General features: G+C 37.6%; 13 protein-coding genes and 2 pseudogenes. 7 read left to right on the top strand and 8 right to left on the bottom strand.

Features of this window, described 5'->3' with window-relative positions; genetic code table 11:
• Positions 1-64: 64 nt before the first annotated feature.
• Both NV377_RS09080 and NV377_RS09075 read left to right on the top strand, forming a co-directional pair.
• The gene (locus NV377_RS09080) at positions 65-466 is read left to right on the top strand and encodes a BlaI/MecI/CopY family transcriptional regulator (RefSeq protein ID WP_258200878.1); all 402 of its coding nucleotides are present in this window, start codon (positions 65-67) and stop codon (positions 464-466) included.
• Positions 450-1,919 carry a M56 family metallopeptidase gene (locus NV377_RS09075; RefSeq protein WP_258200877.1) on the top strand — a complete coding sequence of 490 codons (1,470 nt, stop codon included), beginning with the start codon at positions 450-452 and terminating at the stop codon, positions 1,917-1,919. Before NV377_RS09080 ends, NV377_RS09075 begins: the two co-directional genes overlap by 17 nt.
• A gap of 128 nt (positions 1,920-2,047) precedes the next feature.
• Here NV377_RS09075 and NV377_RS09070 read toward each other — a convergent pair whose 3' ends face one another.
• Together NV377_RS09070 and NV377_RS09065 are read right to left on the bottom strand one after the other, a co-directional pair.
• Positions 2,048-3,313, bottom strand: coding sequence for an MFS transporter (locus NV377_RS09070; RefSeq protein WP_258200876.1), 1,266 nt, complete (start codon positions 3,311-3,313; stop codon positions 2,048-2,050).
• Between the two features lie 79 nt (positions 3,314-3,392).
• Positions 3,393-3,851: pseudogene (locus tag NV377_RS09065) on the bottom strand (SDR family NAD(P)-dependent oxidoreductase); the annotation flags it as partial.
• A gap of 211 nt (positions 3,852-4,062) precedes the next feature.
• Here NV377_RS09065 and NV377_RS09060 point away from each other — a divergent pair.
• On the top strand, positions 4,063-4,875 hold the full coding sequence (locus NV377_RS09060) for an SDR family NAD(P)-dependent oxidoreductase (RefSeq protein ID WP_258200875.1): 813 nt from the start codon (positions 4,063-4,065) through the stop codon (positions 4,873-4,875).
• Between the two features lie 172 nt (positions 4,876-5,047).
• Here NV377_RS09060 and NV377_RS09055 read toward each other — a convergent pair whose 3' ends face one another.
• Positions 5,048-6,508 (bottom strand): MFS transporter, encoded by a 1,461-nt coding sequence (locus NV377_RS09055; RefSeq protein ID WP_258200874.1) that lies wholly within the window; start codon positions 6,506-6,508, stop codon positions 5,048-5,050.
• 262 nt (positions 6,509-6,770) lie between these two features.
• Between NV377_RS09055 and NV377_RS09050 the strand changes: the two genes are divergently transcribed.
• Together NV377_RS09050 and NV377_RS09045 are read left to right on the top strand one after the other, a co-directional pair.
• A complete protein-coding gene (locus NV377_RS09050) occupies positions 6,771-8,549 on the top strand; it encodes a methyl-accepting chemotaxis protein (protein ID WP_258200873.1) in 1,779 nt (592 codons plus the stop codon).
• Between the two features lie 277 nt (positions 8,550-8,826).
• Positions 8,827-10,020, top strand: coding sequence for a CynX/NimT family MFS transporter (locus NV377_RS09045; RefSeq protein ID WP_258201157.1), 1,194 nt, complete (start codon positions 8,827-8,829; stop codon positions 10,018-10,020).
• Between the two features lie 77 nt (positions 10,021-10,097).
• Here NV377_RS09045 and NV377_RS09040 read toward each other — a convergent pair whose 3' ends face one another.
• Positions 10,098-11,447, bottom strand: coding sequence for an MFS transporter (locus tag NV377_RS09040; RefSeq protein ID WP_258200872.1), 1,350 nt, complete (start codon positions 11,445-11,447; stop codon positions 10,098-10,100).
• A 166-nt stretch (positions 11,448-11,613) separates the two neighbouring features.
• Between NV377_RS09040 and NV377_RS09035 the strand changes: the two genes are divergently transcribed.
• On the top strand, positions 11,614-12,276 hold the full coding sequence (locus NV377_RS09035) for a helix-turn-helix transcriptional regulator (RefSeq protein WP_258200871.1): 663 nt from the start codon (positions 11,614-11,616) through the stop codon (positions 12,274-12,276).
• A gap of 98 nt (positions 12,277-12,374) precedes the next feature.
• On the opposite strand, the pseudogene NV377_RS25915 reads toward NV377_RS09035, so the two are convergent.
• The 4 genes and pseudogenes from NV377_RS25915 to NV377_RS09015 all read right to left on the bottom strand — a co-directional run.
• Positions 12,375-12,491: pseudogene (locus NV377_RS25915) on the bottom strand (GNAT family N-acetyltransferase); the annotation flags it as partial.
• Between the two features lie 245 nt (positions 12,492-12,736).
• On the bottom strand, positions 12,737-13,471 hold the full coding sequence (locus tag NV377_RS09025; protein WP_258200870.1) for an SDR family oxidoreductase: 735 nt from the start codon (positions 13,469-13,471) through the stop codon (positions 12,737-12,739).
• A gap of 57 nt (positions 13,472-13,528) precedes the next feature.
• Positions 13,529-14,110, bottom strand: coding sequence for a Crp/Fnr family transcriptional regulator (locus tag NV377_RS09020; RefSeq protein ID WP_258200869.1), 582 nt, complete (start codon positions 14,108-14,110; stop codon positions 13,529-13,531).
• A 47-nt stretch (positions 14,111-14,157) separates the two neighbouring features.
• The gene (locus NV377_RS09015; RefSeq protein ID WP_258200868.1) at positions 14,158-15,045 is read right to left on the bottom strand and encodes an SMP-30/gluconolactonase/LRE family protein; all 888 of its coding nucleotides are present in this window, start codon (positions 15,043-15,045) and stop codon (positions 14,158-14,160) included.
• A 331-nt stretch (positions 15,046-15,376) separates the two neighbouring features.
• On the opposite strand from NV377_RS09015, the gene NV377_RS09010 reads away from it, so the two are divergent.
• Positions 15,377-16,384 (top strand): hypothetical protein, encoded by a 1,008-nt coding sequence (locus NV377_RS09010; RefSeq protein WP_258200867.1) that lies wholly within the window; start codon positions 15,377-15,379, stop codon positions 16,382-16,384.
• The last annotated feature ends 32 nt before the right edge of the window (positions 16,385-16,416 follow it).

Here is a 16,416-nt window from a genome sequence, read left to right as displayed (position 1 = left end):
CTATTTACATCTAGAGGTTACAAGTGTAAACTATAAATGAAGTTACAACTGTAACCTTTAAGGAGTGATAAATCTGAACAAATTAGTAGCTAAAATATCTGATTCTGAGGCTGAAATTTTGCGTGTATTATGGGACACGAATGATGAGCTTCCTATTGCTGAGATTAGAAAAAAACTTGAGCAGACGAGTACATGGGAAAGTTCTACGATTAAAACATTACTTCGCAGACTGTGTGAAAAGGGGGTAGTTGTAGCAACTCAAAAAGAAGTGTTCTATTATAGATCATTAGTAAGTGAGGTAGAGTATAGCGAATATAATACTCAGAGCTTAATTGATCGCTTGTTTGCAGGGAGTGCCAAAAATCTTGTAGCTTCTCTTTTAGGTAGCAAAAAACTTAATGAAACTGATATCGAGGAACTTCGATCTTTATTTAAGGTAGGTGATAGAAGTGAACGAGATAGCTAAACTTATTCTCTCACTTTCCTTATCAGGAAGTATTCTTGCACTTCTGCTGTTTGCAATAAAGCCTATTATTAAGCATAGACTATCTAAGTCGATTCAATATTACATATGGATCGTAGTATTACTGCGATTAATCATACCATTCTCATTCGAAGGAAGTATTATTGATCAGTTGATGTATAGTTATCAAACTACTGAAGTGAACAATTCGCAAGGGAATGTTCAACAAGATGATAGTAGTAGCGGGAATATATTAGGCTCATTGACATTACCTAATGTTCAGGGAAATGTTGCAAACGGTGTCTATAATAATGATATTGACCATAATAGATATTTCACTGATCTAGTTATAGAATCTATTTTTTATATTTGGTTATTTGGTGTTATCTTTGCCCTTACTGTAAATTTGATTGGATATGCTAGATTTTCGAAACAGTTAAAACAAAGAAATATAACTACTTCTGATGATGATAATAAATTATTAGCTACGTTAACTAAGGGGAGAACGAAGGTCACGCTTGTACGTAATCGCTTTATAACCACACCGATATTGATTGGCATAATAAGACCTCAAATCGTAATTCCAGATTATAAATACAATGAACAACAACTTACAAATATTTTACTCCATGAACTTACCCACCTAAGACGATTTGATCTCTTTATGAAATGGCTGACAATGATCGTTACATCTATCCACTGGTTTAACCCACTTATGTATATCATCAAAAAGGAAATTAATCGTGCTTGTGAATTGTCATGTGATGAGGCGGTAATTAAAAACTTAAATACAGAGCAAAAACAAGACTATGGTGATACGTTAATTGCAGTTGTTGCGGAGCAAAAGTATGCTCTCGGAGCATTACAAGTAACGATGTGCGAAGAGAAAAAGCATTTAAAGGAACGGCTGTTGGCGATAATGGCTTACAATAAGAAGTCCAAATTGTTGACGTTCATTTCATTACTGCTACTTCTGGTTGTTACATGCAGCGCTGTAATATTAGGGGCAAGTGCAGGGAAGGTCAAAGATCATGAGATAGCCGAAAGTAAACAGCTAGATCAATATAAACTAGATACTCCTGAACATTGGTCTATAGTAAAACTTCCTTTCGCGTCACTGTCTTTTGAGGAAAATGGAAAAGTAATAGGCGAACTTGGTGTAACCCCATACTATCCAGACCAACCTCTATCACAATTACGAAATAACCATACAGAAGTTATTGAATCTCATGCATTGAATGGTTTTTTTACGGAAGTCATACAGGAAAAGATACAACAAACACCTCCAGCAGCATCTGGTGATACAACGGTAACGGAAACATTACATTTTTATTTTATTATGAAAGACAAAAATAAGGCATATGACCTTTATTTTTATACGCAAGATGTTGATGAACAAACCGCTGTAAGTGTAGCTAAAAGTTTTACATTACATTCAAGTAACGATGCTCAATGATTGCGATCAGTAGAACTTCGTATTTTTCACCGTATAAATTAGTAGTCATAGGGAACATCAACAAATAGCCAAGGCATATTAGCCCCGGCTATTTGTTTGACTTGCTACACTAGCCCTCATGACTATCTTTAATCCCACAAGCCAGCTGCTTCAAGTTTCTTTTTACCTTTAAAAGCGAAGAGTACAGCGATCACATTAATTATCATCATAAGACCAACGGCATATAAGATTGATGTATAGCTGCCAGTGATCTGAGCAATGTATCCATATGCAGGCAATGCCACCATACCAGCAATAGCTAACCCTATAACAGCAGTCGAGTAGATTTGGCTGTATTCTTTATTTCCGAATAAAGCAGTTGTTAGCAATGGTCCTAACGTTCCCATAGATGCTACGATGAAGCCAAAGATAGCGATAGCTATATTAAACATCGCTGGTTTATTTGCAACGGTTATAAGCATTATTACAGGAACTAAACCTACAATCATCGCAAAAATTGCGGTGCTTTTAGCTCCAATTTTATCGGATAATATTCCGAACGTTAGAGCCCCAACTAAAGTTCCAATTTGCCAACCACCCATTGCAGAGCCAGCAAAGGAAATATTATAACCTATGTTCATAGCAAAAGGTGCTACAAATTGACCAAAGCTCCCTATAGAAGTAACAAAGAAGAAGAAGATAAGCAACGAATAAAATGCCGAAGATTTGAGTGCTACAGATGACTTAACTCCTTTAGCTTCAACTTGCCTAACATCTTTTTTGTCATTGTCTCTAACTTCCTCTATACCAAGAGGCTGGAGACCTTTTTGTTGTGGCGCCATTCTAATCGTTAGTAGTACAGTTGGAATGACAATTGCCATGACTAGTACTCCTAGAAAGATGTAAGTATATCTCCAACCATGACTTGCGATCAAGTTGCCTGCCATAGGTTGAAGAATCGCGCCGAACAAGCCACCTGATGCGACCATAATCCCCATTGCTAAGCCATTATGTTTTTTGAACCAGTTATTGATTAATACAGGGCCAGCCATTTGAGCGACAAAGACCGAACCGATTGACATTGGAATACAGAACAAATACCATCCCCATACCGAATTCATGAGACCAAACATAGCAAACGATCCCGCTTGTAATATAATACCAATAATCAATACTAAACGAATATTGTATTTACTCATTAATTTACCAGCAATAGGAAGGAAGAGCATAGTTACAATTGAGGAAATACTGAAGTAGAGCGACAAACTTCCCATCCCAATACCTAAATCTTGAGTAACGGGTGTTAGAAATAGACCTCCGGCTGTCATAATCCCACCCTTGGCTAAACCTACGATTAAAGCTACTCCAAGTAATACCCACCAAGCGTAATGGATTTTCCTTTTATGCTGTGTCATGTTGCATTCCTCATTTCGACAATTATACCTTTTATCATGATCTAAAGTGAGAACCATTATTCTCTAATCTATGCAAACATTAACGTAATTTTATCGATCCACCAACAACCATAATTGTTTGTCCTGTAATATAATCAGAATCTTCGCTAGCTAGAAATACGGCAACTCGTCCAATATCTTCTTCAAGTTCACCAAGTCTTCGCATTGGAATTTTATCAAGCATACTTTGATAATACGCAGGATTTTTTTCAGCCCATTCGATCAAACCAGGAGATTTGGCAATGGGTGCAATTATGTTTACATTGATACCAAAGGGACCAAATTCGTTAGCAGCGACACGAGTAATTCCACGAATAGCTTCTTTTGCGGCAGCATAAGAAACTTGATTAGCGTCTCCATTAATACCTGCCCCGGAAGCAAAGTTAATAATTTTACCTTTTGTTTCTTTCAAATAAGGTAATGCTGCTTGCATGAAATAGAAGGTTGGATAGAACCCAGTATTAAAGGAAAGATCGAAATCGCTTTGTGTTGTATCTTCACTTGTAGGAAGCAATTGATATTCAGTTCGGTCATTATTATAGAGAAAAGCATTCGTTATTATGTGTTTAAAGCTTTTAATTTATATTGATATGGTATATAATTTCTCGTTGTACTAAAGTTGAAGTAAGCATAGCTTCTAATTCGTTTGAACATAATATTGGCATCTTGCTTTCTCAAAATTCATTCAGACATCAAAGGAGATTTTCATAATGGGAAGAGTTCAAGGTAAGGTAGCATTGATAACTGGTGGAGCTTCAGGAATTGGATTGTCTGCAGCTACACTACTAGCACAAGAAGGCGCTAAAGTAGTTATTGCCGATTTCAATGTTGATGCGGCTGTAGAAGCAGCAACGAGTCTTAAAAGTCAGGGCTTCGAAGCTTCTGGAGTTTTTCTAGATGCAGGTAAAGAGGAGTCTATCAAGGAAGCCGTAGAGTTTACGGTTGCAACATACGGAACAATTAATGTTCTTCATAATAACGTTGGGTTAACTAATTTGCGTAAGGATCTAGACGTAATCAATATGGATTTGGAAGAATGGGATCATCTAATGGATGTAAACCTGAAGAGTGTGCTGCTTGGTAGCCGTTTTGCTCTTCCATATATGATTAAAGCAGGTGGAGGTTCTATAATTAATACTGCTTCAATGGCTGGATTCGCTGGAGATGTAACGCGTACAGCATATGGTGCTTCCAAAGGTGCTGTTGTCAATCTAACAAAATATATCGCTGCTCAATATGGTAAACATAAAATTCGTTGTAATGGTGTAGCTCCTGGTCTAATCTTGACACCTGCAGCCGAGAAAAATATGCCACCAGCAGTTCTTGATATTTTCGGAAAGTTCAACGCACTGCCTTACCATGGTGAAGCTGACGATATTGGTTACACTGTATTATTCTTGGCATCAGATGAATCTAAATTTATTACTGGTCAAACAATTCAAGTTGAAGGCGGACATTATGGAAATAATCCAACGATTGCTGATTTCACGGATTATATGTTCCAAGTTCAAGCTAAGAAGTAACTATCTATAGTCGCGAGTACAGTTGTTGAAGATATATTTTAATTCTGACATCAACATTTAACAAAAGGGGATATGCTTAACGTCAATGTATCGACGTTAAGCATATCCCCTAATTTATTAGTTAGATCAGCATTGCTGGTACCTCTCACCGCTCCAATCAACTTTATCGACGCTAGTGATTCAAAGTGAGGTCTCTATGCTTGTTGAAGATGACATAAGTTGCAAATAGCAACAGAATAATTCCTGTTAACACAAACCCTTCAGTGATGGTTAAAGGTAGCCAGCCTAAAACGGAAGATCCTGCAACAACCCCTAAAGAGAATGCAGCGTAGAAATAACCATAAGCTTTTCCACGTAGTTCTGCTGGAGTAGCTTTAATGAGCATCGTATTAATAGATGGGAACAAAAGGGCAAAACCTACTCCGTACAGACCCAAAACAACGTGAAGTGATAGGTTCGTCGTTGATTGACTAATTAACAGCTGACTAATTCCCATTAAACCAATGCCAATAGTCATCGTTTTTGATGGAGCAACCCGATCGAAAATTCGGTTAGTAGGAAGCACAAAAATTAGTACAGCAACGATTCCGAAAGTACTCATTAATGTGCCACTTAATCTTGAATCATAACCGAGTGATTGAACATGCAAAGGTAGTAAATAAGCAATAACACCTTGAGAGAACATTAAGAAAAATGCACCTAAATATGCTTTAAGTACACCTGCATTGAAGATCGTGCCGGTTAATTGAAGGTTCGTTTGGCTGTTATCTTTTTTCAATAGATTGTGCTTACGCAGAAAAATAGCAGCCAGTATAGCTAGTAATAGTCCTAATAAAGCGACACATGTAAAGACGAATGGAACGGATGTTTTGCTTGCTAATATTCCGCTGAAAGCTGGACCTATAATAGCAGCTAGTCCGACAAATGTACCTGTGAAGGCGACTTTTTTTCCTTGCTGTTCTTTGATCGTACTATTCGCAGAGAATGTAAATGCAGCGGGAACAATGAGACCAGCAACAAAACCGTGTATGATTCGAACGACGATTAATAATGCAGGTGAATCGACGAATCGGTAAAGTAATAATGCACTACTCGTTAATAGCAAACCAATCATAAGTATTTTGAAAGGTCCCACTTTATCAGTCATAATACCAGATAAAATATTGCCGAACGTATTAGTTAATGAATATAAGCCAACGATAAAACCTACGAGAAACGTACTAGTGCCTACAGAAGTTGCAAATGTGCTCATGACTGGTAGTTGTGCGAACAAATCTATAAAAGAAAAGAACACAATACTATACACAATTAGAGCGTAGTTAAAAGGTTGAACACTATAGTTGACTTGGGCCTTCTTCAGTTTCCAATCGAGGACAAAGTTTGCGAATGGTATAAAAGCTGCGATTAGGGCAGCAACAGGCCATAGTATGCTCCATTTCACTCGAACTGCAGCAAATAGTATAGTCAGTACATAGGTTATGAAAATTCCACCATGAATACTCCCCATAATCGTTACCGCTTGGTCTATTCCCCAAATATATTTCAAAGGCATAGCAATACCTAGTAATACTAACAATGAAATACCATCTAGAAGACCTGTTATACGTAAAAAGTAAATAGGATGTAATCTCAATTGATATGCTCCTTATATATATTGAACTTCATAATTCTATTCTAACATTTGATGAGGGATGTAGAATAGGGTAGATTACTGGGCTTTACCAACATACTCTGAACACTTATTGAATAAGACGAAAGAACTATATAAATTTTGTGTAAATGTAAAAAAAAGATCTTTTTATCAGTAATAACAAGTTTCTTTTGATTAATTTTTCCAATTTTAGTACTATAGTATTGTGCTGTTATTATAGATAATTGGATGCGGGGCGTAGAAAATGAAAAAAGTTACACGTACGGCGCTGAGATTAACGATTCGCAAAAAACTGCTTTTGATGTCACTATCCTTACTTATCCTTCCCGTTTTAATTTTAGGAGGCGTCGCTTACAATGCTTCAATTAAAGAAACAGATGCCTTAATTGAGAGTAAATTAAGTACAAGTGTAAACTTGGCGATAGCATTGATTGAAAATCTGGAAAACTCCGTTCAATTGGGACTGTTGACAGAAGAGGATGCTCATGAACAGGTACGAACTATGCTTCTTGGGAAGAAAAATGAGGATGGTACTCGTCCGATTAATGACTCTTTCGATCTTGGATCAAATGGTTACTTTTTCATATTAGATAACAAAGGAAAACTTCTGGCGCATCCCTTGCTTGAAGGTGAGAACATTTGGGATAAACAAACTTCTGATGGAACGTATTACATACAGAATTTAATAGAGGTAGCCCTGAAGGGTGGAGGAACTACTTATTATAATTGGCCGCTACCTAAATCAGAAAATTCGTCTAATGATGCGGGGAAAGAAGCACTCAAAATAACGTATGCTAAGTTATCCCCATCTTCAGGATGGATAGTAGCAGCTGGTTCTTATATGCAAGATTATAATACCGGGCAAACAAATATTTTCAAAGGTATCATCATCACATTGATCGTATGTGTAATAATTGGTACTGTCGTGATTCTCTTATTTGCCCAACATATCTCTAAACCAATTACCCGTATAGCACGTGAGGCTGAAAGAATAGCTCAAGGTGATTTAAGAGTTGAAGAATTGAATGTACGTAACCGTGATGAGGTTGGTCAATTGGCAAGTTCATTCAATCAATTACTAGGGAATATTCGTCAATTAGTTGGGAGTTTATCGTCAAGTTCGAATGTGTTGGCATCTTCATCTAACCAGTTATCAGCAACATTAGATGAAACAACTGAGGCACTCCATCAGACGTCATCATCAATTAATGATCTGGCAAACAATAATGAGATACAAGTTAATGCTGCACAAGAGTCTTCACAGGATATTGAAGAATTAGTAAGTGGTATTGAGCGAGTGTCCGAAGCTTCTAGTCAAGCCTATCAGATGTCTATTCAGACGTTAGAAGAAGCCAATGCTGGTAATCAACTTATTATTAACTCTTCTATGCAAATAAAAGCAGTAAGTGGAACTGTGAATGAGCTAAGTATTGCTGTTTCTGGTCTTAATGAACATTCAGAAGAGATTGGAACAATCGTCAGCACGATTAAGGCTATTTCTGAACATACGAATTTGCTGGCACTTAACGCTGCTATTGAAGCCGCTCGATCAGGAGAGCATGGTAGAGGATTTGCAGTGGTGGCTAATGAAGTCCGTAAATTAGCAGGTCAAACAAGTGAAGCTGTAGAGCAGATTTCTATAACGATTGAGGAAATTAGACGAAATATCGGAAGTGCCCATGAATCAATGAATAAAGGTCAAAGTGAAGTAGCAGCAGGAGTTCAATCTATTGATGAAACAGGGAAAGCTTTTGAGAGGATCTTGGAAGCAACTCGAACAGTTGTTGATCAAGTGAAAGAATCTGCTGCTGCAGTGGAGCAGATGTCAGCGAGTTCGAAGCAAATATCTGATTCGGTTATCGAAGTGGAGAAAGTGTCACTTCACTCTGCTTCTGCTACACAAACGATTTATGCAAGCGTCGAAGAACAGCTTGCATCTATCGAAGAGATATCAGCATCGTCCCATAGTCTGCGAGAGATGTCAGATAAGATGCGTAGTATCGTCAATGAATTTAAGTTATAATAAATGATTTAAATTATAGTATCTAGCAGGAAAGTAGCCACTTCAAATGATGAAGTGGCTACTTTTTTAATTTGATTGACATTACAAGTAAAATACCTCTATAACATTGGAAAAAATAGTAGCGTTCAATCAAAGTTACAATTAGTTTTCAAATAATTTATAATATGTTAGCATTGAATTCATCTTATCTTCCTGAAGTGTAGATAAGACAGTGTTAACCGAAATACTAGAAGCAATGGATATGGAGGAAATATAAGTGAAGTCCGAACAACATCATATGATTACAACAAATGCGGGCTCGCAGATTACACGCTGGTTACTACTTATAGGAATAGTATTAATCGCAATGAATTTACGTGCTCCTTTAACTTCGGTAGGTCCTTTAATATCGATTATTCGTGACGATTTGGGTATATCGAATACATTAGCTGGCTTGATTACTACGCTCCCATTAATTGCGTTTGCCTTGCTATCGCCGCTTGCACCGAAATTGGCTCGCAAATATGGTATATCTAAAGTTCTGTTTGGAGCGCTAGTGTTGCTAGTCATAGGCATTGGTTTACGTTCAGCGTGGAATATAGGTTCAATGTTAATGGGGACATTGATTTTGGGACTTGCAATTTCCATTTGCAATGTATTGATGCCAAGTTTAATCAAAGAAAAATATCCTTTGCAGATCGGAATAATGATCGGTGTTTATTCCGTGGCAATGAATCTAAGTGGTGCTATTGCCTCAGGAATTAGTGTACCGCTGGCTAATCAATCAGGATTAGGTTGGAAAGGGGCTTTAGGTATTTGGGGCATCCTAGCATTTGTAGCTCTTCTCTTCTGGATTCCGCAATTAAAACATCAGCAAATTAAAGTGAAAACAGCGACGGCGACTGAACACCGAACGAATTTGTGGAAGTCTCCATTAGCTTGGTATGTGACTCTATTCATGGGGTTACAATCTATGCTTTTCTACGTTATCGTATCTTGGCTTCCAGATATACTCAAAACACAAGGGATAAGTTCGGATGATGCAGGATGGATACTATCTATAATGCAACTTGCTTTACTACCTGTTACTTTTATTGTCCCTATTATTGCTGGACGTATGAAAAATCAAATCACACTAACCATAATAACTGCACTTTCTTTCACTGTTGGTATTGGAGGTCTACTATCTGGAAATGATCGGGTTCTTCTGTGGGCAATTTTTATAGGAATTGGTTCAGGTTGTGCATTCAGTATTGCGATGACTTTATTTGGACTAAGAACGACTAATGCACATGATGCAGCTGAATTATCGGGTATGGCTCAATCTGTAGGATATCTATTGGCAGCGATAGGACCAATATTATTCGGCGCTTTACATGATTTGACGAATGGATGGAATGTACCACTAATCGTACTGCTAGTTATCACGATGTTGTTGCTTGTTTTTGGTGTTGCTGCAGGTCGCAATCGATTGATTGGAGCAGAGAACTGATTCGTTGAATACAGGGCGAAAAAAGTTAAGAGGGTGATGAACCCTCTTTTTTGTTGTGGTTGTAATTATCCGGATAGTTACTTTGCTATTCTCGTACTAGCGAAGAAACTTAATATGATTAACAATAGGTGAAAACCCATCGTTACAATTAATCCAGCTTGCATCGTCATACCAGAAGCTTGAGTTATAGCAATAATAGCTCCACCTATACCAATAATGACACCTGGTGTGAAAGAGTCTGCAAATTGTAGATTTGCGGAAGTTGCGCCAGCTCCTGTTTCTCCAGCATGGGCAAATGCTACTGCGCCGCTTGTCGGATGTGCTAATCCCATACCAATCCCCGCAATGATTTGTCCAATAACTGCGATCGTAACCGTTACAGCCGGAATCCAAAATACGCAAGTGAATCCAAGGATAAGTAACAGTACGCCCAAAACAATTCTTCGATTTCGTCCCTTACCTTGATCTGCCGTATCCCATCGTCCTTGAAGATAAGCAAAGATGCACCAACTTAGTGCAGCGCTAGCTACTACTAATCCTGCTTTATCTGGAGATAAGCCTTTTACCTCTATTAAAGCTAATACAAGGAAATTTTGTGTGCTGACATATGCTGCGAAGAACAGTCCACGTGTCGCAAGAATAGCCGGTAGACCTCTTTGGAATGCAAGGGTTCCCTTCGGTAATAATTTACGTAACGGCTGTATCATTATCGCCATGCCTACTATACTAAGCCCAATCCCTAATAACTTCGGTAGCATTCCTAGACCAATTAGAAAAACTCCTGTACCTATCGTTAATAACACAGCCATCCAGGTTGAGGAAGTTCCGTTTCCTTCTTGAGAACCTTTAGCAGTTAATTTTCTGAAGGCCGGTAAACTTAGTATTGCTGATAAAACGAGGATCGGTAATATACCCCAAAACACATATCTCCATGACCACTGATTTGCAATTAAGCCTGCAATGTATGGACCGAGCATAGAAGGTAGAACGTAGGCTGTCCCAAATGCACCTAATATCTTAGCACGTAATTCATCTGGATAACTTAATGAAATCGCAGTGTAAACGCATGTCATCATAGCGCCAGCACCTAGACCTTGCATCGCTCGTGCAATGATCATGATAAACATATCGGTTGCTATTGCAGCAATGACAAGTCCTGCGATAAATAATACGAGTGCAAAAGTAAAAGGTGTAGCTGGTCCTTTGATGTCAATAATACGACCTACAACTAATGTGCCAATAATCTGGGCAAGCAAGTAAGTACTGAATATCCATCCAAACAATTCAATGCCGTTTAGATCACTTGCGATCGCAGGGGCAATCGTAGTTACTGCTAGGCCCTCGAATCCAACAGCCATGACAGAGAGGATAATTCCTATCGTTAATGCAAAATAACGTGGGCTGAAAATACTTTGATGATTACTCATAAGATGTGTCCTCCAAAAGAAATTTTATGTATAATACAGATCTGAATACTTTGTAAAGATAAATGTTTATAAAGTAAAATCTACAGTTTGTTTTTGACTTTGTCAACATTTATATTTAAAATGTAAGGAGTGACCTTGAGGTAATTAACTTAAAGGGGGATTTTATATGAAACGGAATGAATCGAATAAAGAAGCTTCAATTAGAACCCGGAGAGGGATTATTAATCTGCTTAAGCAACAGGGAGCGATGGATGTTATGGCACTGTCCACCGAATTTTCATTATCGGGAATGGCTATTCGTCAGCATCTTAATGGACTCTTTGAAGAAGGACTAGTCATTTATGAAGAAGAAGCCCGTCCTATGGGAAGACCAGCGAAGTTATGGAAGTTGACATCTGAGGCTAATCGTTTCTTTCCAAGTGGCTATTCGGAGTTATCAGTCAGTTTAATTCATTCCATGAGAGAGGCTTTCGGAAAAGAGGGACTAGATAAGCTTCTCGCTGTCCGAGATAAAAATATGCAAGAGCAGTATTTGCAGCACATTGGAGATACATCGAGTGTTAGGGGAAAACTAGATAAACTAGCTACCATTCGAACTAAGGAAGGATATATGGCAGAGGTCAAGGAGCAAGACGATGGGAGTTTCTTATTAATTGAGAAGCACTGTCCGATCTGTGAAGCTGCTGCTGCATGTACTGGTTTATGTAACAATGAATTAAAACTTTTTCAATCGATTCTTGGAAATCATGTTTTGATCGAAAGGGAAGAGCATATTTTGGTGGGCGGAAGAAATTGTGTATACAGAGTAAAGGAATATCAACAAGCATAGTCACACTATATTAGAATAAATACAATGATTTTTACCGAAAATAAAGGTTTCTTTTTCCTTAGTGAACCCAATTTCGACTCTGTTCTGTCATTTACGATTTGTTTGACAAGACCGCAGTCTCCGATGATTTGATTCGTTTCTTTGAGACATACTGCCCATAATCCGTAACCATCATTAGCATATCTAACTTGATTTCTTGTAATCCAGTCTTGTGTTTAATATTACTCCGCATACCAGGCAATACGATAAAGCTCCCCGTTAGATTACAAAAAGCAATGGCATACTGGGGAAGTAAGAATGGTTTAATGTCTGACAACCAAATTCTCTTTGTTTATCATTGAAATGGGTTGCAGCAACCGGATCAATAACGATGATTACGATAAGGATAGCCTTTCAAGAGGGGCTATCCTTATTAATGTTTAATTCACTTCTTACAAGTTATTATCTAACTTCTTATTGTCTAGCTGTACTTCAATATTCGCTCTGCAATGGAAGGGAACAAGCGATTAATTACTATTAGCCATTTCACTTTACCAATAGGAACTTCAAATCGATCTTTTTGGAAGAATGCAAGAAATTGCGAAGCCAGCTCATCTGTTGAAATTTTATTATTTCCTCTGCCTATTGTCATATTCGTATCTACCACAGGTGGGATAATTTCAAATACTTTTATATTCGTATTTACAAGTTGATAGCGAAGAGCTTTCGTGAATATATGCAAAGCAGCCTTAGTTGCGCAGTATACAGGGGCAGATTTTTTCGGAACTAGACCTAATCCCGATGAAACATTAACGATTGCTGCTTCTCTCTGACGGGCAAGTAAAGGGAGCAGTTTCGATACAAGCAGAACTGGTGCGTTTAAATTCACAGCAATTTCTTCATTAATTTGATACGAGGTATGATTACCTTTTATAAATGAAAAGTTATATTGTATGCCTGCATTATTAATCAAAATGTTTAGTTGAGGATGATTGTCATATAGCTGTTTGACGAGTTGATTCAAATCCTCTTCATTTCCTACATTACAAATATACGTCGTGATGCTTGGATAACGTGTTTTTAACTGATCCAGTTTATGTTTATCTCTGCCGACGACGATGATGTGATTATCATGCTTAATAAACTCTCCTGTTAACGCTAGCCCAATGCCTGCTGCGCCACCTGTTATTAAAATAGTATGACCTGTAAGCTTCAAAAAAATCTCCCCTTTCTCTACTTAATTGTAGAGGTTGGAGGAGACTTTTTCATTAACCTAGGTTAACTTTTTGCGAATTCTGCTTAATGCAACAGGAGTTATTCCGAGATAAGAGGCAATATGATATTGCGGAATATGCTTTACCATGTGTCCGTACCTTTCGAGAAATAACAAGTATCTTGATTCAGCGGAAAGTAGCAGTAGTTCACGCTCCCGCATTTCTTTCTTAACGTATAACTGCTCTATTAATATCCGCCCTAATCTTTCCCAACAGACATGCCGAGCGTACAATAATTGAAAGTCTTTGTAGCGAATCGTAATTATTTCACTATTTCGCAAAGCTTGAATGGAAAAGTAAGAGGGAACATTGATAAGTAATGAACTGTAAGAAGCTATGAAATCATAGCCAGAGCAAAAGCTTTTGTTGAATTCATCTCCATCTTGCGTAGTATAGTAAAATCGAAATAATCCGCTCACGCAAAAACCGATGGAATCTGCAAAATCACCAGCTCTAATGAAATGATCATTTTTAGTAATAGTTGTAGCAACAGACAATTCCTTGAAAGCTAGTAGCTCCTCATCAGGGATAGGTGAGACTTTTCGCAAGCGATGAAATAGTGCTTCCCACATTGCTTCCATCGTGAACTTACTCCATTCGTAATAGAATATGAATATGACAATACTAATTATCCTGCAAATGCAGTAGATGATGTACCTGTAATACCTAGCTTAATGATGAATAGTCCGCCAGCGTCAGGCTGTTTTGAAAGTTCTTCCTCACTAAGTCCAACACGAGCGGTAGTAATATATAAGGTGTCTAAGTCAGTTCCACCAAATGTACAAGAAGTAACTTGGGAAGCGGGGACTGGTACAGTTTGCAGCAATTGGCCGTTCAGCGGATTCCATCTTGTCACACACCAACCTCCCCAATGTGCTACCCATAACATTCCTTCCGCATCGATTGTCATTCCATCAGGAAAACCGAGATGGTCTGGTATTTGAACGACAACTCGTCGATTACTTATATGTCCAGTTTCTAATTCGTAATCAAAAGCAACTACATTTCTAGTAGGTGTATCAATAAAGTATAATGTATTGCCTTCGGCAGACCATGCAAGTCCATTAGATATGCTAACTTCTGTCAGTAAAGTCGTAACTTTGTATTCACGATCCATAGAATAAAGTGATCCTTTTGATAACTGGTTGGACAAGGACATCGTACCTGCAAGATAGCGACCTCTAGGATCACATTTACCATCATTGAATCGATTATCCGTTAAGGAGGACTCGACTTCTGCTAGTAATGTTAACTCTCTAGTTGATAGATCATAACTATAGAAACCATCCTGTAGCGTTAATACGATACCACCTGATTGTCTAGTAATAACTGAACTAATATATGGTGGAATAGTAATGATGTCATCATTCTGAGGATGTCCAGGATTATGAATATGTAAATTATGTTCTAATATATCAAGCCAATAAAGTTGCCCAGTTGTCGTATTCCAAACAGGCCCTTCACCAAGCAAAGCTTTACTATTACTCACTAGGGATACATTCATTGTAGTACTCATCGATTACTCCTCTTTTCTATAACTATTATTTACATATAATTGTGCATTAGATTGAACGAACATACAATACATATTCTATTTGACTTAACTTCACAGTAGCGGAGAGGACATATCAATAGTAGACAACGGTTATTGGAATATCGATATGTCCCCTTAGCGTCTATCTAGCATATCAAAAAACAAACAAATTTTAAGGTTAAATGAAATTTATGGAACAAAAATTATATCTGAAACGTCAATCCTATGTACTGTAAAAAAAGTCTGTTAAAACTACTTCTTATTACCGCGAAGTTACTTGGGAAGATGAATGAAAATTTTTAGGGGGGATAGTGTGCAAGTATTTAAAAGTAATAAGTTTTGGTGGATCTTTGCACTTTCGATTATTTTAATTGGTTGTATCTTTTGGATAGTTATGCAAAACGATAAGGACAAAGTAGAACGTGCTGACCTTGAAGTGATAGTTCCTACCACGAATAAACCCAAAAGTGGTGACGAGCATATTGACACAGTCATCAACGACGAATTTTCGGTATCTGAGGAAGTTGAACCACAATATTTAACAGGTTCATTACAAGACGATCCATCATATGATTCTGAAAAAGTTGAGTCAATCACTGTACAGTATGGAAGTAACGAACCGTACACTGTACCTGAAAATAGAGAGTATGTCATATTACAAAGTTTGTATTGGCTAGATCTAACGGTAGCCAAGGCAGAGGATCAAACAATAGCAGATGATAATATGATGATCCATATTAATAGCACCGACAATATAGTTGCCATCCCGTACGATATTAACAAAAATACGTTCCAACTAGGAGACACGTTGTATTATGCCACTGATGAAGTGGCGAAAATGATGTACGGACAATATAAGCAAGAATCAGAAATAGCTAATATTGATCGAATTTACTCTAATGCCTCGAAAGAGGCTGCTGAAAGTATATCTACAGTAAATGAAAGTTTTCAATATGATTACGAACAATTAGTAATTGATGACATGGATTTTCATACATGGAAGGAGCACTTATCGAACGATTCTAAAGAAATGAATATAGTTAACTATTATGATAATGGATCAGGAAAAGTTTCTAGTATTAAATATTACGAAGATATAGCGGTAGTATCTGAGCGTGAAGTTATATTTATATCAGATAGCGTAGCAACTAAGGATGGCATTAAGATTGGGTTAACGAAAGATGAAGTACTGACAACACTAGGCAAATCGAATCTGGAAAATGACTCTCAGTGGAGCTATAAGATCGGAGACTATTTGAAATTCCATCTTTATTTTGAAGATAATAAAGTAGTATTAATGAGTCTGACGTTACCGCTGTAGGTTGAGTAGATTCAAACAAAACCCTCCAATAA

The organism is Paenibacillus endoradicis, from assembly GCF_024721975.1.
The sequence above is the reverse complement of the archived record's forward strand: the minus strand, read 5'-3'. Positions and strand labels throughout refer to the sequence as shown.